Below are 20,111 nucleotides of genomic sequence, written 5' to 3' on the forward strand. Positions count from 1 at the left end.
GCGACCCGTGCTGCCCAAGGACCTCATCCGCCGCATCCGCAAGCTGGAGATTCGCACCCGCAAGGTGGTCTCCGACATGCTCGCGGGCCAGTACCACTCGGTCTTCAAGGGCCGGGGCATGGCCTTCTCCGAGGTGCGGCAGTACCAGCCCGGGGATGAGATTCGCATCATCGACTGGAACGTCACCGCGCGCATGAACGAGGCCTACGTCAAGGTCTTCACCGAGGAGCGCGAGCTGACGGTGATGCTCCTCGTGGACGTGTCGGCCTCCAAGGAGTTCGGCTCGCGCGAGCGCACCAAGTCGGAAATCGCCGCCGAGGTCGCCGCGCAGATTGCCTTCAGCGCCATCGCCAATAATGACCGGGTGGGGCTCATCCTCTTCTCGGACAGGGTGGAGAAGGTGGTGCCGCCGCGCAAAGGCCGCACCCATGTACTGCGCCTGGTGAGCGACATCCTCACCTTCCAGCCGGTGGGCAAGGGCACGGACCTGGCGACGGGCCTGACGTACCTGACGCAGGTGGCGAAGCGGAAAGCCGTCACCTTCCTCGTTTCCGACTTCCAGGCGCGCGATTTCGAGAAGCCGCTGCGACTGGTGGGGCGCAAGCACGACCTCGTCCCGGTGGTGGTGGAGGACCCGCTGGAAGAGGCCTTCCCGCGCCTGGGGCTGGTGGAGATGGAGGACCCGGAGACGGGAGACCGCTTCGTCGTGGACACGAGCGACCCGGGCGTGCGCGGACGCTATGCCCGGGCGATGCAGGGCGCGCGCGACGAGCGCCGCAAGCTCTTCAAGAAGCTGGAGTTGGACCACGTGGAGCTGCGGGCCGGAGATGACCACGGCAAGGCGCTCGCGCAGTTCTTCCGCGCGCGGGCCCGGAGGATGGCGGCATGAGCCGGTGCATGGTCCTGCTCGCGGTGCTGCTGTGTCTGGGGACGCTTCCGGCGGGGGCGAAGTCCCAGCCGAATCCCCCGGGCGTGCCCGCGCACGAGGTGACGCAGCCCCTGGACGTGTCGGTGCGCGTGGAGCCGCAGCAGGTGCGCATCGGCGACCCGTTCACCTACCACGTGGTGCTCACGCATCCGAAGGACCACCGCTACGAACTGGCGGTGCCCAAGGAGACGGGCGACTTCGAGTTCCTGGACCAGACGCGTCAGCGCCATGACGGGCCCGACTCGGCCACCACGACGTTCGCGGTGCGCCTGTCCGCCTTCGCGCTGGGCACGGTGCAGGTGCCGCCGCTCGAGTTCGACGTGGCGACGCCGGAGGGGCCGCGTCACTACTCGCTGCCAGGTCGCGAGGTGGAGGTGGCCGCCACGCTGCCCCCGGACGCCGAGGGCAAGGGCGCGGACCTGTTCGACATCCAGCCGCCGCAGGAAGTGCCCATCCGCTCGTGGCGGCTGGTGCTGACGCTGCTGGGCGTGCTCGCCGCGGGCCTGCTGGCCTGGGCGCTCGTGCGCTGGTGGAAGAACCGCCCCAAGCACGTGAACCTGCCGCCGCCCCTGCCGTTGGACGTGCGCACGCGCAAGGCGCTGGACTCGCTCAAGGCGGAGAACCTCCCGGGGCGTGGCCACGTGAAGGACTACTATTTCCGCCTGTCCGAAATCGTCCGAGGGTATCTGGGCGAGCGCTATGGCTTCGAGGCGCTGGAGTGCACCAGCTCGGAGCTGATGACCGCGCTGCGCCGCCTGTCGCCGCTCGGGCTTCCCGAGGACAAGCTGATGCGCTTCGTGTCCGAGTCGGACATGGTGAAGTACGCCCGGGCGGATGCGTCGCCCGAGAGCTGCCGAGACGCGCTGCTGTTCGGCTACGAACTCATCGACAAGACCTACGTTCCGCCCCCGCCGCCTCAGGCTCCCGCCAATGCCGCCGCTCCCCGCGTTCAATAACCCCGAGGCGCTCTGGGGACTGCTGCTCGTGCCGCTCCTGCTGGTGCAGGCCTGGCGGGAGCGTCGCGCTCGCGCGCCCCTCCGCTTCTCCGCGGCGAACGTGTTCGCCCGAAGTGGCAAGGGCCTGCGCACGTACATGTTGCCGCTCTTGCCGCTGTTGCGCGCGGTGGCCGTCGCGGCGGCGGTGTTCGCCATCGCCCGGCCCCAGGTGCGCGACTCTCGCGTGCGCGACTTGTCGGTGGAGGGCATCGACATCGTGGTGGCGTTGGACCTGTCCACCTCCATGGAGGCGGGCGACTTCCGGCCGCAGAACCGCCTGCACGTGGCCAAGGAAGTGCTCAGCGAGTTCATCGCCAACCGGGTGAATGACCGCATCGGCCTGGTCGTCTTCGCGGGCGCGGCGTACACGCAGGCGCCGCTGACGCTGGACTACGGCGTGCTGAAGGAAGTCATCAAGCAGCTGCGCACCCGCGTGCTGGAGGACGGCACCGCCATCGGTGACGCGCTCGCCACGTCGCTCAATCGCCTGCGGGACTCTGAGGCGAAGAGTCGCGTCGTGGTGCTGATTACCGACGGCGACAACAACGCGGGGAAGCTGTCCCCCATCGACTCCGCGCACATGGCGGAGGCGCTCCACGTGCCCATCTACACCATCCTCGTAGGCAAGGGCGGCAAGGTGCCCTTCCCTCAGGGGACGGACCTGTTCGGCAACACCGTGTGGCGCGAGACGGAGATTCCCATCAACCCGGAGCTGATGCAGGACATCGCGGACCGCACGGGCGGCGAGTACTACCGCGCCACGGACCCCGAGGGCCTGCGCCGGGGACTCCAGAAGGTGCTCGACTCGCTGGAGCGCTCCAAGCTGATGGAGGGGGGCGCCTCCGCGACGTACCGTGAGGAGTTCCATCCGTTCCTGCTGGCCGCCTTTGGTCTCGTCGCGCTGGAGTTGCTCCTGCGCGCGACCTTCCTGAGGGTCTTCCCGTGACGCCCGTGGAACCCTGGCGCTTCACCGTGCTCGGCTATCAGGCGGGTATCGCCCAGCCGTTGTTCCTGGGGCTCGTGCTGGTGGGCGTGCTGCTGGGATTGCTCGCGCTCACGCTGTCGCTGAGGCGCCGCTCCCGCGTGCGCGCGGTGCTGCATGAGCGGCACGCCGAGCGCTTCACGCCGGGCATCTCCGTGTGGCGTCCAGCGACGCAGGGCAGCCTGTATGGCCTGGGGCTGGCGCTGTTCGGCTTCGCGTTGGCGCAGCCGCAGTGTGGCACCAAGAGCGAGCTGACGAAGCGGCGTGGCATCGACGTGGTGGTGGCGCTGGATGCGTCCAAGTCCATGCTCGCGCGCGACGTGCAGCCCAGCCGGCTGGAGCGCGCCAAGCTGGAGTTGACGACGCTCCTGGACGAACTGAAGGGCGACCGCGTGGGTCTGGTCGTCTTCGCGGGGGATGCCTTCATCCAGTCGCCGCTGACGTCGGACTACTCGGCGGTGAAGCTGTTCCTGCGCGCGGTGGACCCGGAGGTCATGCCCCAGGGGGGCACCAACGTGGGCGCGGCGCTGCGGCTCGCCCATCAGGTGCTCGAGAACGCGGACCGCGGCTCGAAGGAGCGCGTGGTCGTGCTGTTGTCGGATGGCGAGGACCTGGTCGGCGACGTGGGCGAGGCCACCGACGCGCTGAAGGAAGCGGGCGTCCAGGTGCTGGCGGTGGGCGTGGGCTCCGAGGCTGGCGAGCCCATTCCCGTCTATGACCGGCGCGGCGAGTTCGTGGACTACAAGAAGGACTCGGCCGGAGACACGGTGATTACGCGCCTGGACCGCGCGGGGCTGACGGCCATCGCGGAGGCCACCGGTGGGGCCTTCTTCTTCCAACCGCGCGGCGTGGCGATGAGCCAGGTGGTGGAGCGCATCGACCAGATGCAGAAGAGCGAACTCGAGAGTCGGGTGACGGTCCGCTACGACGAGCGCTTCCAGTCCTTCGCGATTCCCGGACTGGTGCTGCTCGTGCTGGGGATGATGTTGCTGCCGTCCACGCGCAGGAGGTCGTCGCCATGAGCGCGAGCCTCGAAACACGACGACGTCGCGGCGCGCGACTGCTGGCCTGTGTGGCGTGCCTCATGCTGCCGCTGTCGGCGCTCGGCGCGGGGCCGCTGGAGAGGGATCATCCGCGGGTCCAACAGGGACGCGAGGCGTACCTGGCTGGCCGTTATGAGGACGCGCTGAAGGCGTTCGAGGACGCGAAGAAGGAGCGTCCCAATGACCCGGCGGTGGACTTCAACCGGGGCGACGCGCTGGCGAAGCTGGGCCGGGTGAAGGACGCACAGGAGGTCTTCCGCGGGGTGACGGAGTCCAACCGTCCCGACCTGCGACAGAAGGCCTGGTACAACCTGGGCAACCTCGCCGCGACGACGGGGGACCGGGTGGAGGCGCTGAAGTCCTACCGACGCGCGCTGACCCTGGACCCGCAGGACGTGCAGGCCCGGCACAACTACGAGGTGGTGCTGCGAAACCTTCCTCCGCCGCAGGACAACTCGGCGGATGGCGGCTCGGATGGTGGCGGTGACTCCGGGACGGACGGTGGTCGGCCCGACGGCGGCGAGGACGGCGGCACCAAGGCGGACGGTGGGACTCCCGTGGACGGGGGAACCGACGGAGGCCAGGACGGTGGCGCGGATGGCGGTGCCGACGGGGGTGGTGACGGTGGCGCGGATGGCGGAGGCGACGGTGGCGCGGATGGGGGTGGTGACGGCGGCGCGGATGGTGGGGACGGCGGTCAGGAGGGTCCTCCGCAGAAGGGTGATGGCGGCAGCGACGGTGGCTCCGACGGCGGTCAGGATGAGGGCGAGGGCGACCCGAAGGACGGCGGGACGGATGGGGGCAGCGAGTCGGAGGGTGACGCGGAAGATTCGCGCTCGGATGGTGGAGTGAGTCCATCAGAGCTGGACCGGCAGGAGGCGGAGCGCCTGCTGGATGCGATGAAGCAGAACGAGAAGAATCTCCAGCTCTGGCGTTTCCAGCAGAAGAAGAAGCAGAGGAAGGCCAATGAGAAGGACTGGTAGCAGCGGCCCCGTGGCGGTGCTCGTCGGGCTGGCCCTGCTGGCCTCGGCGCCGGCATGGGCGGCGGGCCTCGAGTTCTACCAGACGGTGAACCGCGAGGAGGTGGGCAGCGAGGACACCTTCCTGCTCACGGTGGTGACGGTGGATGCGCCCGCCGACGCGAAGGTGAAGCTGCCGCGGTCGGACGACTTCGAGGTCGTCAACAGCTCACGCAGCACGCAGCGCTCCGTCTCCTGGTCCGGCGGCGGGCCTGCCAACATCCAGGACGTCACCAAGTACGTGATGGTGATGCGGGCCAATCGCGCGGGGAAGCTGACGATTCCTCCGTCGGAGATGACGACCGCGGGCAAGACGCACCGCACGGACTCCGTGCAGATTGACGTGAAGCCGGGACGGCTGGGGCCTCCACCCGCGCAGTCCGGGCGGCAGCAGCGACTGCCGGACCCGTTCGCGAGCATGCCCTCACGCCTGCCGGACCCGTTCGCGGACGAGCCGGAGGACGAGCCCACGATTCCCCGGGGAGACTCGGACCTGTTCCTGCGCTCGAGCCTGGACCGGGACGAAATCTTCGTGGGCGAGCAGGTGACGCTGTCGCTCTACATCTACTCGCGCGTGGACCTGTCCAGCGTGGATGCCGTCACCATGCCCAAGCTGGAGGGCTTCTGGACGGAGGAGGTGGAGAGCCCCACGCAGCTGTCCGGTGAGCAGAAGGTCGTCGACGGCGTCCCGTACCGGGCCTATCTGCTGCGCCGTCGCGCGCTCTTCCCGGTGAAGGCCGGCACGCTGTCCATCTCCGCGGCGGAGGCGGACATCACCACGGGCTTCCTCTTCGCGGGCCACCGCGTGCACCGCGTGTCCAACGGGCTCAAGGTGAAGGTGGCGCCCCTGCCGCCCGGTGCGCCCCCGGGCATGTCCAATGCGAACGTGGGCTCCTGGCGGCTCTCCATGGATGTGTCGCAGACGCGCGTGGAGCTGGGACAGCCCATCACGGTGAAGGTCATCCTGGAGGGCTCGGGCAACGTGAAGAACGTCAACCCGCCGAAGCTCACCGGTCCCTCCGCGCTGAAAATCTATGACCCCACGACGACGGACAAGGTGGCGCCGCAGCGCAACCGGGTCCAGGGGCGGCGCGTGGTGGAGTACCTGGTGATGCCGCAGCGCACGGGCACCTTCACGTTGCCCGCGCTGGAGTTTCCCTTCTTCGATGCACGCGCGCGCTCCTACGAGGTCTCGCGCACGGACCCCATCACCCTCACGGTGGAGCCCGCGGCGGGCAGCACGGCGCTACCGCCCACGTCGTCCGCGCATGTGGCGGACTCGGCCAATGAGCAGAAGAACGTGCTGACGTCCGGTGGGCTGCGGCCGGTGCGCTACCAGGCGCGCTTCGTCGCGCCGTCCGAGCCACCGTGGAAGCGGAGCTTCTTCGTGCCGCTGGTGCTGGCCCCGCTGGGGCTGCTCGCGGGTGCGGCGCTCCTGGGCGGCGTGCGAGGCCGCATGGCGACGCGCACCGAGGCGGACAAGGGGCGTCAGCAGGCGAAGGCCGCGCGCAAGCGACTGGTGGAAGCGGAGAAGCTCCAGGCCGGCGCCGACGCGGGGGCCTTCTACACCGAGGTGGAGAAGGCGCTGCATGGCTTCCTGGGCGCGCGGCTGGGCGGCCCGGTGATTGGCCTCACTCGCGAGGCCATTGGCGAGCGCATGACGGCGGCGGGCGTGGCGCAGGAGCGACGTGCCCGGGTGCTGTACGTGCTGGAGGCCTGTGACCTGGGCCGCTATGGCGGTGGAGGTGATGCCGCCGCGCGACAGAAGGTGATGGATGCCGCGGTCGCGGCCATGGAGGGCTGGGCGTGAGCGGGTACTACTCGCCTGAAGAGGCGCAGGACGTCTTCCTGAAAGCCAACGAGGCCTACGCGCGCGAGGACTACGCGGCGGCGCAGGAGGGCTACGAGAAGCTCCTCTCGCATGGCCATGGCGGCGCGGACGTCCTCTACAACCTGGGCACGACGCATCTGGCGCGGGGGGACCTGGGCCGCGCGGTGCTCTCGCTGGAGCAGGCGAAGAAGCAGGGCGGCCGCGCGCCGGACCTGGAGGCCAACCTGGCCGTGGCGCGCGCGCGACAGGTGGACAAGGTGGTGGGCGCCACGGCGGAGGAGGAGTTCCTTCCGCGCGTGACGGCGGCCACGGACGGCACCGTGGTGGCGTGGACCTTCCTGGGCACGTGGGTGGCCGCGCTGGTGCTCCTGCTGGTGTGGCGGTGGCTGAAGCCGGGACGCCGCACGGGCCTGGGCATCGTCGCCGCGCTGCTGTTCACCGTGGCGGTGCCCACGGGCGCGCTGCTGGCCGCGCATGCGTGGGTGGACGAGACGGTGCACGAGGCCGTGGTGCTGTCGCCCACGCTGGTGGCTCGGGAGCTGCCGCAGCTTGGCGCCCGCTCCATCTTCGAGGTGCATGCGGGCCTCAAGGTGCGGCTCCTGGAGGAGACGGGCCGCTTCGTGCGCATCCGTCTGCCCAACGGACTGGAAGGCTGGGCCGAGCGCGAGGGCGTGGCGGAAATCTGAGCGTTCCGGCACGCCGGGACGAAACCTGGAAGCGCGCGTGACGCCGGGGGTAGACTCTCTGTAAGGGATGGCGGGTTTTCCTTGGAGGTCTCAGCCCCGTGTTCGAAGTCGAGGCCCTTGTCGGGAAGAACCGACTGGTGGTGCGCATCTGGGGTGACATCGCCAGGGAAGAGGCCCAGCGCGTCGGCGACGCGGCGGTGCGGGCCATCGAGCGGTTGCGCCCGCGGTTCGACCTGCTGTCGGACATGAAGGGCGTGACGTCGTTGGACGCCGAGGCCACGGTGCAACTGCGGCGCATCATGGAGGCCGCGAAGGTCCGGGGTTTCCGTCGCGTGGTGCGGGTGGTGGGCCGCTCCGTCGACACGGCGCTCGTCTTCGAGCGCACCAGTCGTGAGCTGGGCTACGACGCGCACCTCGCCTTCTCGTTGGAGGAGGCGGAGCGCCTGTTGGACAGCGGCAGTCCTTGAGTGACGGGCCGCTCAGCTCCGCTTGCCGGTGAGGCGGGCGAAGAGTCCGGGCTTGCGCTCCTTGCCCTGGCCAGCGGAGGCCGCGGACAGCGCTGCGACCTTCAGGAGATTCTGCTGGAAGACGGTGTTGCCCGGCTCCAGCTCCACCGCGCGCTCCAGCAGTCGGGCCGCTCGGACGTAGTCCTTGCGCTGGTGGACGAGGATGAGGGCCAGCTTGCTGTGGAGCGCGGCGGCTTCGGGGGCACGGTCGATGCCCTTCGTGAGAACCTCGATGGCGCGGTCCACATGGCCTCCGCGCTCCAGTCGCACCGCGCGCTGGAGGAAGTCTTCCGGCGTCTGGGTGGTGGACACCGGAGCGGGCGCGTCCAGGGGCATGGTGGGGCGCATGGGGCGCGGTGCGCGCTCCGGGGCTGGGGGAGCCAGGGTGGGTGGTGGGCTCGCCGCCGACGAGGGGAACGGCGATGCGGGCAGGGTGGGCACCGAGCTCGCCGTGACGTGAGGGGCCGGTGCGGGACGGCTGGCCACCGGTGGCGCGGCGGTGGCCGGGGCGACGACCCGGGTCGAACCCCCCAGCCCGCTGGGGGCACTGCGTGTCGCCGGAGGAGGCCCGGTGCGCGCCGTGGTGGGCAAGGGGGGCGGACCGGGGCGTGCGGCGGAGGGGTGCTCCTTCGCGGGCGGAGCAGGGGCTCCCGGGAAGGTGACGTGTTCGGTGAAGCCACTGGCGCGCGGGGCCTGGGCGACGCCGGGGCGCATGGCGCGAGTCGGCTGCGAGGGCGCGCTCGGATGTGCCCCGCCGGACGTGGTGGACCTCGTGGGACGTGGAGCGGGAGGTGCGAAGGGCTCCTCGTCGCCGAGCGCCATGGGAGAGAGGTCCTCCTCGGCGCCCAGGGCCATGAGCACGGCGGGACGCTCCCCGGTGAGCGTGGGGACCTCGTCGTCCTGAATCGTGGATGGCTCTTCGTCGTCGAACGCGGGCGCTTCCGGGGTGAGGAACTCGCTGCCGTCGAGCACGGGAAGCTCGTCGGTCCGGCTTCGTCGTGGAGGGCTGCCAGGCGCGCGGCGCAGCTCCAGCACGCCTCGTTCCAGCAGGGCCTTGAGGACGACCTTCACCTCGATTTCAGGCAGCCGCGCCGCGAGGGCGAGCTGGGGCACCGCGTGGACTCCGTCGACGAAGGACGCGATGTGGGCCTCGAACGGGTGGAGGGGCTGCAACGCGATGTTCAGTCCGGCACGAAGGTGCGGCACGGTGTCCGCGTCCATGGGCACGGTGAATCGCGCGGTGGCCAGGTCCTGCGGCGCGGGCCGCTGGGGCGGCGGCCTGGGCACTTCCATGGTCCTGCTGCGCTGGGGTGGGGAGAGCAGGGCCCGGACGATGGTGGGCTCCGTGATGATGTACTCCCCGCTGGCCTGCTCCGGGTCCAGGAGCAACCCGCAGAACTCACACTGGAAGTCGTCCCCTTCCACCGTGCCCCTGCACTCTGGACATTCTAGTTTTGCGGCCATTTCGGGCCCATCATAGCGCTCCGGGACCCCCATCACCTGACGCCTCGCGGGGAGGGGTGAAAATGGGGGCCCGGGGGGCGCGTCTGGAGGGACAAGGCGGCTTCATCCCCCTGTCAGACTGGCTGATGAGCGGGCGGGCATGGAAGTCAGGCATCCCCTCTCCCGTTGGCTTACGTATGGCTGATGCGTGGTGCTCCACACAAATGATGGAGCAACCCTGGTGCGCGTGGTGTCGGCGGGGCTATACCGCGCGCGGCAGGTGGCACCGGCAGTGGGGGTGGCGCGCCCGCGAATCATCGTCCCTCTGAGGTCCAGAGTCGCGCCGGAGAAACATGGTTGGCATGTCCCAGGCACCCTTCCACATCCTGCTCGTCGAGGATGAACCGGTCATCCGGGAGCTGGTGCGCTCGATGTTGAGCGACGGCACCGTGGAGGTGGTGTGCGCGGCCAACGGGCTGGAGGGACTGAAGCTGGCGCGCAGCCGGACCTTCCACCTCATCCTGATGGATGTGGTGTTGCCGCAGCTGGACGGAATCTCCGCGTGTCGCATCCTGAAGAGCGACCCCGTCACCGCGACGGTGCCGCTCTACATGCTCACCGCGAAGGCGAAGAAGTCGGACATGGAGAGCGCCACGCTGGCGGGCGCGGACGGCTACATCCACAAGCCCTTCCGAGGCGCGGAGCTGATGGCGCTGGTGGAGCGCCTGCGAGTGGCCTCGCCTCGCTCGGAACCGGCCTGAAGCGACGGGGACGGACCTCCCCGCTCAGGGCAGGCGCGGATGGAGGAAGCGCGCCAGGGCGATGAGGTCGTCCCAGTCGAGCTCACCGAACTCCAGGGCCACGCCGTCCGCTTCCCGGCGGCGGATGGTGCAGGTGGTGACGATTTCCTTGTCCCCTGGCAGCGGCAGGCTGAGCGTCAGCTGGCGCTGGGCATCTCCGGGGTGCGCGAGCAGGAACAGCCCCGCCATGGAGACATCGCGGGCGCGGGCCATGACGGCGCGTCCTGGCAGGAGCACTTTCACGGGGAGGGACGCCTCGACGCGCGGGTGGAAGCGCTCGGCGATATGGGGTCCACCATTGGAAGTGTTCATCGGCTCAGCTCCTCACTGCGACAGGGTGCGACAACTCTGAGGCACCTTGCGTGCGAGGCAAGTTTCCGTCCTCGCGCCGCCGTCCCGTGAGACGGACGCTCCTCCCGGCCCCTGGAGTTTTCCTGGCGCGCGCGACGCGGCCATGAGCGCGGGATTGCTTGGGTTTTCATCTGGCACGTCGCCTGAAGAGCCCCCCGCGCAACCCGCCGCCGGAGGCAGCTCTTGGACCCGAACCACCGCAGGCTTCAGTCGCTCAGCATCACCCCCACCATGCCTCGGCAGACGCCGCGCAATGACTTCGGCACGGTGCTGGCGCACGCGGCCCACCAGGTGGTGAGCAAGGGGGCGGGGCTCGTGGGCGGGATGATTCCATCGGGTCCCATCCTGAGCGCGGCCGTCTCCAGTACGAAGATGGCGGTCTCCTCGGTGGTGCCGATGGGAGCGACGACCACGTCGGCCGCGTCCACGTCCGCAGCGGGCGCCTCGCTGGGGACGCCGACGGGCAACGGGGATGCGTGGGACCTGCTGGAGGCGCAGAAGGCGCTCAGCGCGGACGGCCAGAAGTTCAACGCGGCCTATCTGCAGCTCCAGAACGAGATGCAGCGGGAGAGCCGCGAGCACAACGCGGTCTCGAACATCATGAAGGTCCGCCACGACTCGGCGAAGGCCGCCATCAACAACATCCGCTGAGAGGGGCGCGGCGAGCCATGAGCGTGGACAAGGTGGGAGCGGTAAGCGGTGCGGGCCTGGCGTCCGTGGAGCCCGGCCGGGAGCGATTCGACAAGGTGCTGGAGGGTGTCCGAGCCCCCACGCGCGAGGCGACGACCTCGGTGACGACGGAAGGCGTGGCGCGTCCGCCCGTCGAGGCCACGAGGGGCGTGGCTCGGGCCGAAGGCGGGGGGACGCAAGCCCCGGCGGGATGTTCGGAGGCGAGGACGGGGACGCGGGTGGACTCCGTCCAGACGGCGCGAGAGCAGCAGGCCGCGCAGGCATTGGAGCGGGTGGGGCAGGCGCAGAAGCGCTTGGACCACATCCTGGAGCTGGCGGAGTCGGGTCGCGACTTCACGCCGGGGGAGTTGCTCTCGTTGCAGGCCCAGGTCTACCGGGCGAGCCAGGAGCTCGACCTCGCCGGCAAGGTTGTCGAGAAGGCGACCGGCGGCGTCAAGCAGGTCCTGCAGACGCAGGTTTGAGGAGCGCGCATGTCTTCGAGTTCCCTCCGCTGTCTGCTCTTCCTGTGGCTCTTGTGCGCCACCGCGTGTCGAGAGCGCATCCAACATGGCCTGGATGAGCGGCAGGCCAACGAGCTGCAGTCCGTGCTCATCGAGCGAGGGCTGGATGCTCGCAAGGTGCCGGAGGCGGGCAAGAAGCCGTCCTGGGCCATCGAAGTCACGGGAGACCAGTCGTCGGACGCGGTGCGTGTCCTCGCGGAGCTGGGGCTGCCGAGGCCCGCGGCGGAAGTGGGCTGTGATGTCTTTGGTGGCAGCGGACTGGTGCGCACGCCAGTGGAGGAGGGCGTCTGCCGGGTGCGCGTGTTGGAGCGGGGCCTGGAGAAGACGCTCCAATCCGTGGAGGGAGTGCTGCTGGCGCGAGTCCACCTGGTGGTGCCTCCAGCGCCACGACCCGGGCAGACAGCGGTGCCATCCAAGGCCTCGGCGATGCTGCGAGTGACGCCGGGCAGTGCGGCGAGGGTGCGTCAGTCCTCGGACGTCTTGAAGGCGCTCCTGGCGGGAGGTGTGGAGGGGCTCTCCTCCGACGCGGTGTCGCTGCTGGTGGACGAGGTGCCCGCGCGGGTGGAGGTGGCTTCGGCGGGTGGCCTGTCTTCTTTGTCCAGACTGCGGGTACTGCTCGCCGTGCTGGGGGTGTTGGTGACGGGGCTGTCGGGAGCCTTGGTGTGGGCGACGCTGCGGATGCGTCACTACCGGGAGCGGAGCGTGGTGCCTGCCGCGCCGCCGGTCCCTGCTCGTCCCGTGCTCTCGGCTGGAGCGGCTCGCAAGGTCGCCTGAGCAAGCGACGGAGAGACTCATCATGGATGCGACACGTGTGGGTCGGGCATCGCGCCCGGCGAGGAAGGGTGTGCCCGCTCCGACCCAGGAGCCGATGCCCGCTCCGGTTCCGAATCCGCTGGCGGAGCAGGCGACGACGATTCGTCGTCAGCCTCCAGCGCTCCCGTTGGAGCGCTATGCGCTGGTGGCATGGGTCCTGGGACGGGAGCGAGCGGGAGAGCTCCTGGAAGGTTTGGGAACGGAGGCCTTGAAGCGAGCCAAGGCGCATTTGCGGCGCATCGCCGCGCTCCCGTCCGCGCAGCGACAGGCGAAGGTCGCGAAGGAGTTCGGCGAGAGGAGCGATGCGGCGACGAGGCTGAAGGCCTTGATGGACGAGGTTCCGGAGCTGCTTCGCAAAGAGGTGTTCCGTCGTCTCCCGGCCTATCACCGGACCCTGTTTCCGGGTCGCAAGGTGGAGCCCGTGGACCCACTGGCGCCACCGTTATTGTCGGCGCTCGCCGAAAGACTCATCCGGGAAGCCACGCGCTGAAGTCCTCGCGTGGCGCCGTCCTGGCCCGTGTACGCGGCATCCCAGGCGCGGATGCCCATTCACTCCAAACCCGCGTCACCACGAGCGCCCCTCCTGGCGGGCGTCGTGCACGAGCGGGGTGTCACCCCTTGCCCTTGGCGAACCTTCGATGAATTCAGAGACAGAGCCCTCCCATTCTCCCGAGCCACGTCGGCTGCGACGGTTGGGGGCGCGCCGGATGAGTCGGGCGCACGTCGTGCTTTCGCGGCGGCCCCGCGTGGCGAGCCTGGGGCGTGAGGCCCTGGACGAAATCTGCGCGGCGCTGGGCCGGGAGCTGAGTTGCTCGGTGACGGCCGAGGCCCGGTTGCTGGATGCCATGGTCTCACCCGTGAATGGGCTGCAGCGGCCTGCGGTCTTCGTCCTGCTGGAGCTGTCGGCGGTGGGGGGAGTTGCGGTGCTGGAGTTGGAGCCCGCGCTGGCCGTTGCCGCGCTGGAGCGAATCGCCGGCCCGGGTGGCAAGCCGGGAGTGGCGACAGAGCTGGCGAGGCTGGAAGAGGCGACGCTGGCGTATCTGGTGCTGGTGGCGCTCTCCGCTGTGCGCTCCAAGTCGCCGCTGTATCCCGCCCTGGCGCCCCGGCTGTCCGCCGTGACGATGCGACGTGAGGACGTCGTGGCTCGGCTGCGGGGGCGGCAGCCGCTGGTGGGCGTGGAGCTGGATGTTTCGGTGGGGCCGGTGCGTGCGGGAGGACGGCTGTTGCTTCCCTCACCGGTGCTGCAGTCGGTGTTCCAGGAGTTCCCAGTGGAGCGCGACACGAGCGTCGCATCGGAAGTGCTCGCCGCGGCTCTGAAGATGAGGTGCCTCATCGGACAGACGCCCCTGTCGCCCCAGGCGATGGATGCGCTCGCGGTGGGGGATGTCGTTGTCTTTGAAGGCGTGCGTCGCGAGGACACGCGCCTCTTCGGCCCCGGACGGCTGGTGGCCCGGGGCTTCTCGCTCGCGGGGACGTTTCAGCCCGAGGGTTTCTCGCTGTCCCGTGCGCGTGTCCGCGTGCATTTCCAGGAGTCGAACATGGTGGTGGTGAACGAACGAGGCGAGGGCATTCCCCCGCTCCCCGTGGACGTGGAGGTGGAGTTGACGCGGGTGCTGGTTCCGCTCTCGGAGCTGGCGGCGTTGAAGCCGGGCGTCCTGCTCCCGTTGCACATCAATGCCAGTGAGCCGGTGTTGTTGCGCGTGGGAGACCGGGTGGTGGCGCGCGCGGAGTTGGTGGACCTCGAGGGCGAGGTGGGCGCTCGTGTCCTGGCCCTGTTGCCGTGAGTGAGCACATGAATGTCCGGCGCGCGTCGCTCTCTCCTCGCACGCGCCTTCAAGTCGCGACGCTGCTCGTCCTCGGGTTGGCCTTGCTGGGGCCCCTGGGCGGAGTGTCCGTGGTGTCCACGGCTCGGTGGCTCCTGATTCTGGGGACACTCTGTGGCCTGGGGTGGTGGTGGTTTCGACGGGGGGCCAAGGGGCCCCGCGTGGAGAGTGCCGAGCGGATGCAGGTCATCTCCCGGGCAGGCCTGTCGCCTCGTTGTGGCCTTGCGCTGGTGGAGGTCGAGGGGCGGGGCTTTCTCGTGGCCTTCGGTGATGCGTTCGCGGAGGTCCATCCGCTGCCCGAGCGGGAGGAGGTGCCACGGACCTTCGCCCAGGCGCGGCGACCGCGTCCGGGGCGTGGTCTCCGGAAGGGGATGAGCTCATGACGGGCGGCCTGGGAATGCTGGCGCCAGTCATGGCCGTGGCGTCGGAGGGGGCGCTCAGCCAGCAGTCCTATGCGGGAAGCCCGCTGTCGATGATGGGCATGCTGGCGGTGATGTCACTGCTGCCGTTCGCGGTGTTGATGTTGACGAGCTTCTCGAAAATAGCGGTGGTGTTGTCGCTGGCACGCTCGGCCATGGGAACCCAGCAGGCGCCGCCCACGCTGGTGCTGACGGGACTGGCCGCGGTGCTGACGGGCCACATCATGGCCTCGGTGATGGAGCGGACGTACGACGCGGGGCAACGCGCCTATCAGGAGCTGGAGGCCGGCTCGGGCGTGCGGATTCTCGATGCGGCGGCACAGGTGGCGGAGCCGCTGCGCGGGTTTCTCGTGAAGCATGGCAGCCCCGAGGAACGCGCTCGTTTCGTGGACCTGGCGCGAGAGCTGCGTCCCCCAGAGGAAGTGGACTCGGTGCGCGAGACGGACCTCTTCGTCATCATTCCCGCCTTTGTCATCACGGAGTTGAAGGAGGCCTTTCAGATTGGCTTCCTCGTCTTCCTCCCGTTCCTGGTGCTCGACATGGTCATCGCCAATGTGTTGCTCGCGCTGGGGATGCAGACGTTGTCGCCCAGCCAGGTGAGCCTGCCTTTCAAGATTCTTCTCTTCGTGGCCGTGGATGGCTGGTCGCTGCTCGCGCGCGGCCTCATCCTCGGTTACCGGTGACTCGATGACCCAGGATGTGTTGTTGACCCTGGGGCGTGAGGCTTTGCTGTTGATGGTCCTCGCGTCCTTGCCACCCATTGGGGCCAGCCTATTGGTGGGCTTCCTGTCGAGTCTCTTTCAGGCGACGACGCAGCTTCAGGAGAGCACGCTATCGGTGGTGCCGAAGCTGTGTGCGGCGGTGGTGGCGTTGGTGCTCTCCGGGCCGTGGATCGCCGGGCAGTTGACGCGATTCACACAGCAGCTCCTGATGCTCATCTCCGAGGTGTCGGCGTGAGCCTGGAGTTGCTGCGCGCCCACCTGGAGGCGCTGGGCCCGGACGCGGTCGCCGTGGCGCTGTGTGCCGCACGGCTCCTGCCCGTGGCCTTCCTGTGTCCGCTGTTGGGAGGGCAGGCCACGCCCACCACGGTGCGGCTGGGCTTGGTGTTGTCGCTCTCGCTCTTCCTGCGGGCGGAAGGTGGCGTTGGACTGGCGGAGCCCGTGACTTCGTCGCTGGAGTTGGGGGGATGGGTGTTGCGAGAGCTGGCCTACGGGGTGTCGGTGGGGCTGGTCGCGGCGCTGCCGTTCGATGCGGCGCGAATGGGGGGGCGATTCATCGACCTGCTTCGCGGAACGTCCGCGGAGGCCAGCCTTCCGCTGGCAGGGAGTCGGGAGTCGGCCACGGGCGAAGGGCTCTATCATCTGCTGGTGGGACTGGTGACGTCGGGGGCTGTGGCTCCGCTGGTCTTCGGCGCGTTGGTGCGGGGCTTTGGCGTGGTGAAGCTGGGGGCCTTCGTGCCCACGGAAGCGGCGACGTTGCATCTCGTCGTGCTCGCGGGCGGCGCGCTGGCCACGGGACTGGCGGTGGGCGCACCGATGGCGGCCGCGATGCTGACGGTGGATTGCTTTCTGGCATTGGCATCGCGCGCGGCGCCGCAGGTGAACCTGCAGGAATTGGGGGCTCCGTTGCGAATCCTGGGGGGCGGCGTGGTGCTGTGGTTGGGCATCGGGATGCTGTGTGAGCGACTGCTGGCGGAGGTCCTCTCCACGGAGGGCACGCTCTCCTTGCTGGGGAAGCTGGCCCAATGAGTGGAGAGAAGACGGAGTTGCCGTCGGCCAGACGCCTGCGTGAGGCGCGCCGCAAGGGGCAGATTCCCCGCAGCCGGCTGTTGTCCTCCAGCGCGGTGATGTTGGGGGGAGTGCTCGGGTTCATCTCGGGCGCCCCGGGGATGTTCGAGCGTCTCCAGGAGTGGACATCGCGGCTGTTCCTGGTGCAGCAGCCGGAGGGCGCCTGGGAGGAAGGGCTCTGGATTTTCGTGCGCCTGAGTGCGCCGGTGCTGGGAGGCGCGTTCGCGGCGTCACTGGCGGTCTCCGTGGCTACCGTGGGATTCGAGGTGAACCCGAGCCATGTGGCGCCGAAGCTGGAGCACGTCAGTTTCTCCTCCGGACTGAAGCGTCTCTTCAGCGTGAGACCGTTGAAGGAGCTGGGCAAGGCGCTGCTGGTGGTGTGGGTGGTGGCGATTCTTGTCTGGGGCGAGGTGGAGTCGGTGGGGCCGGATGCGCTGCGCACCGCCTGGCTGGCCGGAAGTGAGGGGCTGCCACTCATGCTGGAGCAACTCACGGAGCTGATTCGCCGCGTGGCCTGGGTGCTGCTCGTGCTCGGCGTTGGAGACTACGTGCTCGCCAGGCGGAGCCACGTGCGCGAGCTGATGATGAGTCGCGAGGAGCTGAAGCGCGAGCACAAGGAGAGTGAAGGGGACCCACGGCACAAGGGACAGCGTCGGGCCTTGCACCGGCAGCTGGCTCAAGGGGGGCCGGCACGAGGGGTGCAAAAAGCCACTGCCGTGGTGGTCAATCCAACGCATCTGGCGGTCGCGCTTCGCTACGACGCGCGGGAGTGTGAGGCGCCCTACCTCGTCGCGAAGGCCCGGGAGGAGGACGCCTTGATGCTTCGGGAGGAGGCCCAGCGGCTTGGAGTGCCGGTGGTCCGAGACATTCCGTTGGCGAGAAGCCTCATCCACTACGACATCGGGGAGCCCATTCCCGAAGAGCTGTACCAGGCCGCGGCGGTCGTCTTGCGCACGGCGATGGAGTCGCGGGACGCGGACGGTGTCCCCCGGAGACAGACCTCATGAAGGTGTTCGCGAAGTGGTTGGTGAAGGCGCGAAGCTCGTCGGACCTCGTGCTGGCGGTGGCGATGGCGGCGGTGCTGGGGGCGCTCATCATTCCCCTGCCGGCGTGGCTGCTGGACGTGGGGTTGGCGGTGAACCTGGCGGCGGCGGTGGCGTTGCTGGTGGCGTCGTTGAGGGCCAGGGACGCGCTGCAGGTGACGTCATTTCCCTCGCTGTTGTTGTTCACCACGTTGTTCCGACTGGCGCTCAATGTCTCGTCCACGCGGCTGGCGCTCGCGGAGGGGCACGCGGGCGAGGTCATCCAGGCGTTTGGTGAGTTCGTCGTCCAAGGAGACTACGTGGTCGGCGGCGTGGTGTTCGCCATCCTTTCGCTGGTCCAGTTCCTGGTGGTGGCGAAGGGCGCGGAGCGTGTCGCGGAGGTGTCCGCGCGCTTCACCCTGGACGCGATGCCGGGCAAGCAGATGTCCATCGACGCGGACCTGCGAGCGGGGGCCATTGACCAGGCCCAGGCACGGAAGCGGCGGAGGGACCTGGAGCGGGAGTCTCAGATGTTCGGCGCCATGGATGGCGCGATGAAGTTCGTGAAGGGAGACGTCATCGCGGGCCTCGTCATCGTCGCGGTGAACCTGCTGGGCGGCTCGCTCATCGGCGTCCTGCAGGGAGGGATGACGTTCTCGGAGGCCGCGGCGACCTTCGCGCTCATCGCCATCGGAGATGGCCTCGTGTCCCAGGTGCCGTCCCTGTGCATCACCGTGGCGGCGGGACTCGTCGTCACGAGGGTGGCGTCGGAGCGGGAGGAGGACTCGCTGGGCTCGGAGATTGGCTCGCAGTTCTTCGGTGAGGCCCGGACACTCTGGGTCGTGGCGGGATTGTGTGTGGCGCTCGCGTTGATGCCGGGCATGCCGCACCTGACCTTCTTGCTGCTGGCGGCGGGACTGGTGGGACTCGGGCGCGTCCTGCAGCGAGGACTGCCCCGAGAGGGCGCTGCGACGCGCGGCGGGGGTGCGACGGGGTCCAAGGAAGGAGCCGAGGAGAAGGCGGGGGCTGCTCCGGAGAGCGCCGTGGTGCCCGTGGGAGTGTCTCCTCTCACGCTTGACCTCGCGCCGGACCTGACAGTGCTGGCGGAGTCGGCGGCTGGGGCTTTCGTGCACCAGACCTTGAACGCCGTGCGCGACGAGCTCTTCTTCGAGCTGGGCGTGCGCATCCCTGGCATCCGGGTGCGGACCCAGGCGGCCTACCTGGGCACCGGGGAGTACCGCATCCTGGTGGACGAGGTGCCGGCGGGAGGCGGGCAGCTGAGTGTGGGCGTGCTCTATGCGATGGCGCCTCCCGACGAACTCGCGTTCCTCCAGGTGAAGGCGGAGGCCGCGGTGGAACCGTCGACGGGCAGGACCATCAGCCGCGTCCCTGAAGCGGGGCGAGGACCCGTGGAACTCGCCCAGGTCCCGGTCCTGCGGCCCGAGGAACTGCTCGCGGACCATCTGAGAGGCGTTTTGCGGAGCCGGGCCGCGGACCTGCTGGGCCTTCAGGATGTCCAGGGGCTGCTGGATGGCCTGGAGACTCGTGCTCCCATGCTGGTGAAGGAAGCGCTGCAGAAAGTCCCTCTGCCGCTGCTGGCGGACGTGCTGCGAAAGCTCCTCCAGGAAGGCGTCAGCATTCGAGACCTGCGAGCCATCCTGGAGGCGCTCGTCTCACCCACCACGGAAGGAGACGCCTCCGCGCTCGCCGAGCGCTGTCGTCAGGCCCTGCGCCGCTACCTCAGTCACAAGTTCGCGCCCACCGGGCCGCTGTATGCGTACCTCGTGGACCCGGAGGTGGAAGAAATCCTGCGGTCCACCGGACCTCGGGGACCCGCGCCAGACCCGGACCGGGTGGCGGAAATCCTGGAAGGCGTCCGACAGGTGGCGACAGGAGGAAGGGCGGTGCTGCTCACCGCGCCAGACGTCCGGCGGTCACTGCGAAGGCTTTGCGAGGGAGCGTTTCCGGAAGTGGCCGTGCTCACCTATGGGGAGCTGGACGGCGCCCTTCAGATTCGTCCCATCGGCAGGCTTTCGCCCGTGCCGATGGGGTCCTGAGTCGACTCAGAGGCCCGTGCCGGTGCTGCCGGGGCTCTTGCTCTCGGGGGAAGGCAAGTCGCTCTGGGCCTGCTGGGGGGCGGGACGGTTGACCCGGTCCCTCAGCTCCTTGCCCGTGCGGAAGAGCAGGCCCCGCTTGGGCTTCACCGGGATGACCTGACCCGTCTTCGGGTTGCGTCCCTGGTAGCCCTGGTAGTTCTTCACGTGGAAGGCGCCGAGGCCGCGAATCTCGATGTTCTCACCGCGACAGAGGGCATCCTTCATCGACTCGAAAATCGTCTCGATGGTGGCCTCAGCCTGCTTCTGCGTCACGCCCCGCTTGGCCACGAGGATGTTGATCAGATCGGACTTGAGCATCGGACGCTCCCGCAAACCCGGTGACCCCTTGGCGACAGGGCACTCTGGCCCGTGGTGAA

The 20,111-nt window shown here is 69.2% G+C and carries 23 protein-coding genes; 20 read left to right on the forward strand and 3 right to left on the reverse strand.

Annotation, left to right across the window (positions count from 1 at the left end; all coding sequences use genetic code 11):
• Positions 1-7: 7 nt before the first annotated feature.
• The 8 genes from HUA74_RS01310 (at position 8) to HUA74_RS01345 (ending at position 7,951) form a co-directional block, all read left to right on the forward strand.
• Positions 8-889, forward strand: coding sequence for a DUF58 domain-containing protein (locus tag HUA74_RS01310; RefSeq protein ID WP_141648835.1), 882 nt, complete (start codon positions 8-10; stop codon positions 887-889).
• Positions 886-1,884 (forward strand): BatD family protein, encoded by a 999-nt coding sequence (locus HUA74_RS01315; protein ID WP_141648834.1) that lies wholly within the window; start codon positions 886-888, stop codon positions 1,882-1,884. Before HUA74_RS01310 ends, HUA74_RS01315 begins: the two co-directional genes overlap by 4 nt.
• Positions 1,859-2,869, forward strand: coding sequence for a VWA domain-containing protein (locus HUA74_RS01320; RefSeq protein WP_141648833.1), 1,011 nt, complete (start codon positions 1,859-1,861; stop codon positions 2,867-2,869). The genes HUA74_RS01315 and HUA74_RS01320 overlap by 26 nt, the downstream gene beginning before the upstream one ends.
• Complete coding sequence (locus HUA74_RS01325) at positions 2,866-3,927, forward strand: VWA domain-containing protein (protein ID WP_141648832.1); 1,062 nt, start codon at positions 2,866-2,868, stop codon at positions 3,925-3,927. Before HUA74_RS01320 ends, HUA74_RS01325 begins: the two co-directional genes overlap by 4 nt.
• The gene (locus tag HUA74_RS01330; RefSeq protein WP_174453102.1) at positions 3,924-4,931 is read left to right on the forward strand and encodes a tetratricopeptide repeat protein; all 1,008 of its coding nucleotides are present in this window, start codon (positions 3,924-3,926) and stop codon (positions 4,929-4,931) included. The genes HUA74_RS01325 and HUA74_RS01330 overlap by 4 nt, the downstream gene beginning before the upstream one ends.
• Positions 4,915-6,777, forward strand: a complete 1,863-nt coding sequence (locus HUA74_RS01335; RefSeq protein ID WP_174453103.1) for a BatD family protein — start codon at positions 4,915-4,917, stop codon at positions 6,775-6,777. Before HUA74_RS01330 ends, HUA74_RS01335 begins: the two co-directional genes overlap by 17 nt.
• On the forward strand, positions 6,774-7,484 hold the full coding sequence (locus HUA74_RS01340) for an SH3 domain-containing protein (protein WP_174453104.1): 711 nt from the start codon (positions 6,774-6,776) through the stop codon (positions 7,482-7,484). The genes HUA74_RS01335 and HUA74_RS01340 overlap by 4 nt, the downstream gene beginning before the upstream one ends.
• A gap of 98 nt (positions 7,485-7,582) precedes the next feature.
• Positions 7,583-7,951, forward strand: a complete 369-nt coding sequence (locus HUA74_RS01345; protein WP_141648829.1) for a hypothetical protein — start codon at positions 7,583-7,585, stop codon at positions 7,949-7,951.
• A gap of 12 nt (positions 7,952-7,963) precedes the next feature.
• On the opposite strand, the gene HUA74_RS45325 is transcribed toward HUA74_RS01345, so the two are convergent.
• On the reverse strand, positions 7,964-9,415 hold the full coding sequence (locus HUA74_RS45325) for a lipopolysaccharide assembly protein LapB (RefSeq protein WP_305794672.1): 1,452 nt from the start codon (positions 9,413-9,415) through the stop codon (positions 7,964-7,966).
• A 371-nt stretch (positions 9,416-9,786) separates the two neighbouring features.
• On the opposite strand from HUA74_RS45325, the gene HUA74_RS01355 reads away from it, so the two are divergent.
• Entirely contained in the window at positions 9,787-10,194 is a 408-nt protein-coding gene (locus HUA74_RS01355) for a response regulator (protein ID WP_141649448.1), read from the forward strand.
• 24 nt (positions 10,195-10,218) lie between these two features.
• On the opposite strand, the gene HUA74_RS01360 is transcribed toward HUA74_RS01355, so the two are convergent.
• Positions 10,219-10,545 (reverse strand): PilZ domain-containing protein, encoded by a 327-nt coding sequence (locus HUA74_RS01360; RefSeq protein ID WP_141649449.1) that lies wholly within the window; start codon positions 10,543-10,545, stop codon positions 10,219-10,221.
• 270 nt (positions 10,546-10,815) lie between these two features.
• Here HUA74_RS01360 and HUA74_RS01365 point away from each other — a divergent pair, with 270 nt between their 5' ends.
• The 11 genes from HUA74_RS01365 (at position 10,816) to HUA74_RS01415 (ending at position 19,695) form a co-directional block, all read left to right on the forward strand.
• A complete protein-coding gene (locus HUA74_RS01365; RefSeq protein ID WP_174453648.1) occupies positions 10,816-11,235 on the forward strand; it encodes a hypothetical protein in 420 nt (139 codons plus the stop codon).
• Between the two features lie 17 nt (positions 11,236-11,252).
• Positions 11,253-11,735 carry an ATP-dependent helicase HrpB gene (locus HUA74_RS01370; RefSeq protein ID WP_174453105.1) on the forward strand — a complete coding sequence of 161 codons (483 nt, stop codon included), beginning with the start codon at positions 11,253-11,255 and terminating at the stop codon, positions 11,733-11,735.
• Between the two features lie 9 nt (positions 11,736-11,744).
• Complete coding sequence (locus HUA74_RS01375; protein WP_174453106.1) at positions 11,745-12,548, forward strand: flagellar M-ring protein FliF; 804 nt, start codon at positions 11,745-11,747, stop codon at positions 12,546-12,548.
• Positions 12,549-12,642: 94 nt separating this feature from the next.
• Positions 12,643-13,077: a hypothetical protein gene (locus HUA74_RS01380; protein ID WP_371745489.1), complete on the forward strand. Its 435-nt coding sequence runs from the start codon at positions 12,643-12,645 to the stop codon at positions 13,075-13,077.
• Between the two features lie 217 nt (positions 13,078-13,294).
• Positions 13,295-14,371 carry a type III secretion system cytoplasmic ring protein SctQ gene (gene sctQ / locus HUA74_RS01385; protein WP_246137797.1) on the forward strand — a complete coding sequence of 359 codons (1,077 nt, stop codon included), beginning with the start codon at positions 13,295-13,297 and terminating at the stop codon, positions 14,369-14,371.
• 8 nt (positions 14,372-14,379) lie between these two features.
• On the forward strand, positions 14,380-14,793 hold the full coding sequence (locus tag HUA74_RS01390) for a flagellar biosynthetic protein FliO (RefSeq protein ID WP_141648566.1): 414 nt from the start codon (positions 14,380-14,382) through the stop codon (positions 14,791-14,793).
• The gene (gene sctR, locus HUA74_RS01395; RefSeq protein WP_174453109.1) at positions 14,790-15,512 is read left to right on the forward strand and encodes a type III secretion system export apparatus subunit SctR; all 723 of its coding nucleotides are present in this window, start codon (positions 14,790-14,792) and stop codon (positions 15,510-15,512) included. The genes HUA74_RS01390 and sctR overlap by 4 nt, the downstream gene beginning before the upstream one ends.
• Positions 15,513-15,516: 4 nt before the next feature.
• Entirely contained in the window at positions 15,517-15,786 is a 270-nt protein-coding gene (locus HUA74_RS01400) for a flagellar biosynthetic protein FliQ (protein WP_141648564.1), read from the forward strand.
• Positions 15,783-16,577 carry an EscT/YscT/HrcT family type III secretion system export apparatus protein gene (locus HUA74_RS01405; protein ID WP_141648563.1) on the forward strand — a complete coding sequence of 265 codons (795 nt, stop codon included), beginning with the start codon at positions 15,783-15,785 and terminating at the stop codon, positions 16,575-16,577. Before HUA74_RS01400 ends, HUA74_RS01405 begins: the two co-directional genes overlap by 4 nt.
• Complete coding sequence (locus HUA74_RS01410) at positions 16,574-17,623, forward strand: flagellar biosynthesis protein FlhB (RefSeq protein ID WP_174453110.1); 1,050 nt, start codon at positions 16,574-16,576, stop codon at positions 17,621-17,623. Before HUA74_RS01405 ends, HUA74_RS01410 begins: the two co-directional genes overlap by 4 nt.
• Positions 17,620-19,695 (forward strand): flagellar biosynthesis protein FlhA, encoded by a 2,076-nt coding sequence (locus HUA74_RS01415; protein WP_174453111.1) that lies wholly within the window; start codon positions 17,620-17,622, stop codon positions 19,693-19,695. The genes HUA74_RS01410 and HUA74_RS01415 overlap by 4 nt, the downstream gene beginning before the upstream one ends.
• 6 nt (positions 19,696-19,701) lie before the next feature.
• Here the strand turns inward: HUA74_RS01415 and HUA74_RS01420 are convergent, their stop codons facing one another.
• Positions 19,702-20,052, reverse strand: coding sequence for an HU family DNA-binding protein (locus tag HUA74_RS01420; protein WP_141648560.1), 351 nt, complete (start codon positions 20,050-20,052; stop codon positions 19,702-19,704).
• Positions 20,053-20,111 lie beyond the last annotated feature (59 nt).

It is taken from the genome of Myxococcus sp. CA051A, assembly GCF_013336705.1.
In the GTDB taxonomy this organism is placed as follows: Bacteria; Myxococcota; Myxococcia; order Myxococcales; family Myxococcaceae; genus Myxococcus; species Myxococcus llanfairpwllgwyngyllgogerychwyrndrobwllllantysiliogogogochensis.

Coding starts and splice junctions, on each gene's coding strand:
- HUA74_RS01315 (WP_141648834.1), top strand. CDS start 886: ATGAGCCGGTGCATGGTCCTGCTCGCGGTGCTGCTGTGTCTGGGGACG.
- HUA74_RS01320 (WP_141648833.1), top strand. CDS start 1,859: ATGCCGCCGCTCCCCGCGTTCAATAACCCCGAGGCGCTCTGGGGACTG.
- HUA74_RS01330 (WP_174453102.1), top strand. CDS start 3,924: ATGAGCGCGAGCCTCGAAACACGACGACGTCGCGGCGCGCGACTGCTG.
- HUA74_RS01335 (WP_174453103.1), top strand. CDS start 4,915: ATGAGAAGGACTGGTAGCAGCGGCCCCGTGGCGGTGCTCGTCGGGCTG.
- HUA74_RS01355 (WP_141649448.1), top strand. CDS start 9,787: ATGGTTGGCATGTCCCAGGCACCCTTCCACATCCTGCTCGTCGAGGAT.
- HUA74_RS01360 (WP_141649449.1), bottom strand. CDS start 10,545: ATGAACACTTCCAATGGTGGACCCCATATCGCCGAGCGCTTCCACCCG.
- HUA74_RS01365 (WP_174453648.1), top strand. CDS start 10,816: ATGCCTCGGCAGACGCCGCGCAATGACTTCGGCACGGTGCTGGCGCAC.
- HUA74_RS01370 (WP_174453105.1), top strand. CDS start 11,253: ATGAGCGTGGACAAGGTGGGAGCGGTAAGCGGTGCGGGCCTGGCGTCC.
- HUA74_RS01375 (WP_174453106.1), top strand. CDS start 11,745: ATGTCTTCGAGTTCCCTCCGCTGTCTGCTCTTCCTGTGGCTCTTGTGC.
- HUA74_RS01380 (WP_371745489.1), top strand. CDS start 12,643: ATGCCCGCTCCGGTTCCGAATCCGCTGGCGGAGCAGGCGACGACGATT.
- sctQ (WP_246137797.1), top strand. CDS start 13,295: ATGAGTCGGGCGCACGTCGTGCTTTCGCGGCGGCCCCGCGTGGCGAGC.
- HUA74_RS01390 (WP_141648566.1), top strand. CDS start 14,380: ATGAATGTCCGGCGCGCGTCGCTCTCTCCTCGCACGCGCCTTCAAGTC.
- sctR (WP_174453109.1), top strand. CDS start 14,790: ATGACGGGCGGCCTGGGAATGCTGGCGCCAGTCATGGCCGTGGCGTCG.
- HUA74_RS01400 (WP_141648564.1), top strand. CDS start 15,517: ATGACCCAGGATGTGTTGTTGACCCTGGGGCGTGAGGCTTTGCTGTTG.
- HUA74_RS01410 (WP_174453110.1), top strand. CDS start 16,574: ATGAGTGGAGAGAAGACGGAGTTGCCGTCGGCCAGACGCCTGCGTGAG.
- HUA74_RS01415 (WP_174453111.1), top strand. CDS start 17,620: ATGAAGGTGTTCGCGAAGTGGTTGGTGAAGGCGCGAAGCTCGTCGGAC.
- HUA74_RS01420 (WP_141648560.1), bottom strand. CDS start 20,052: ATGCTCAAGTCCGATCTGATCAACATCCTCGTGGCCAAGCGGGGCGTG.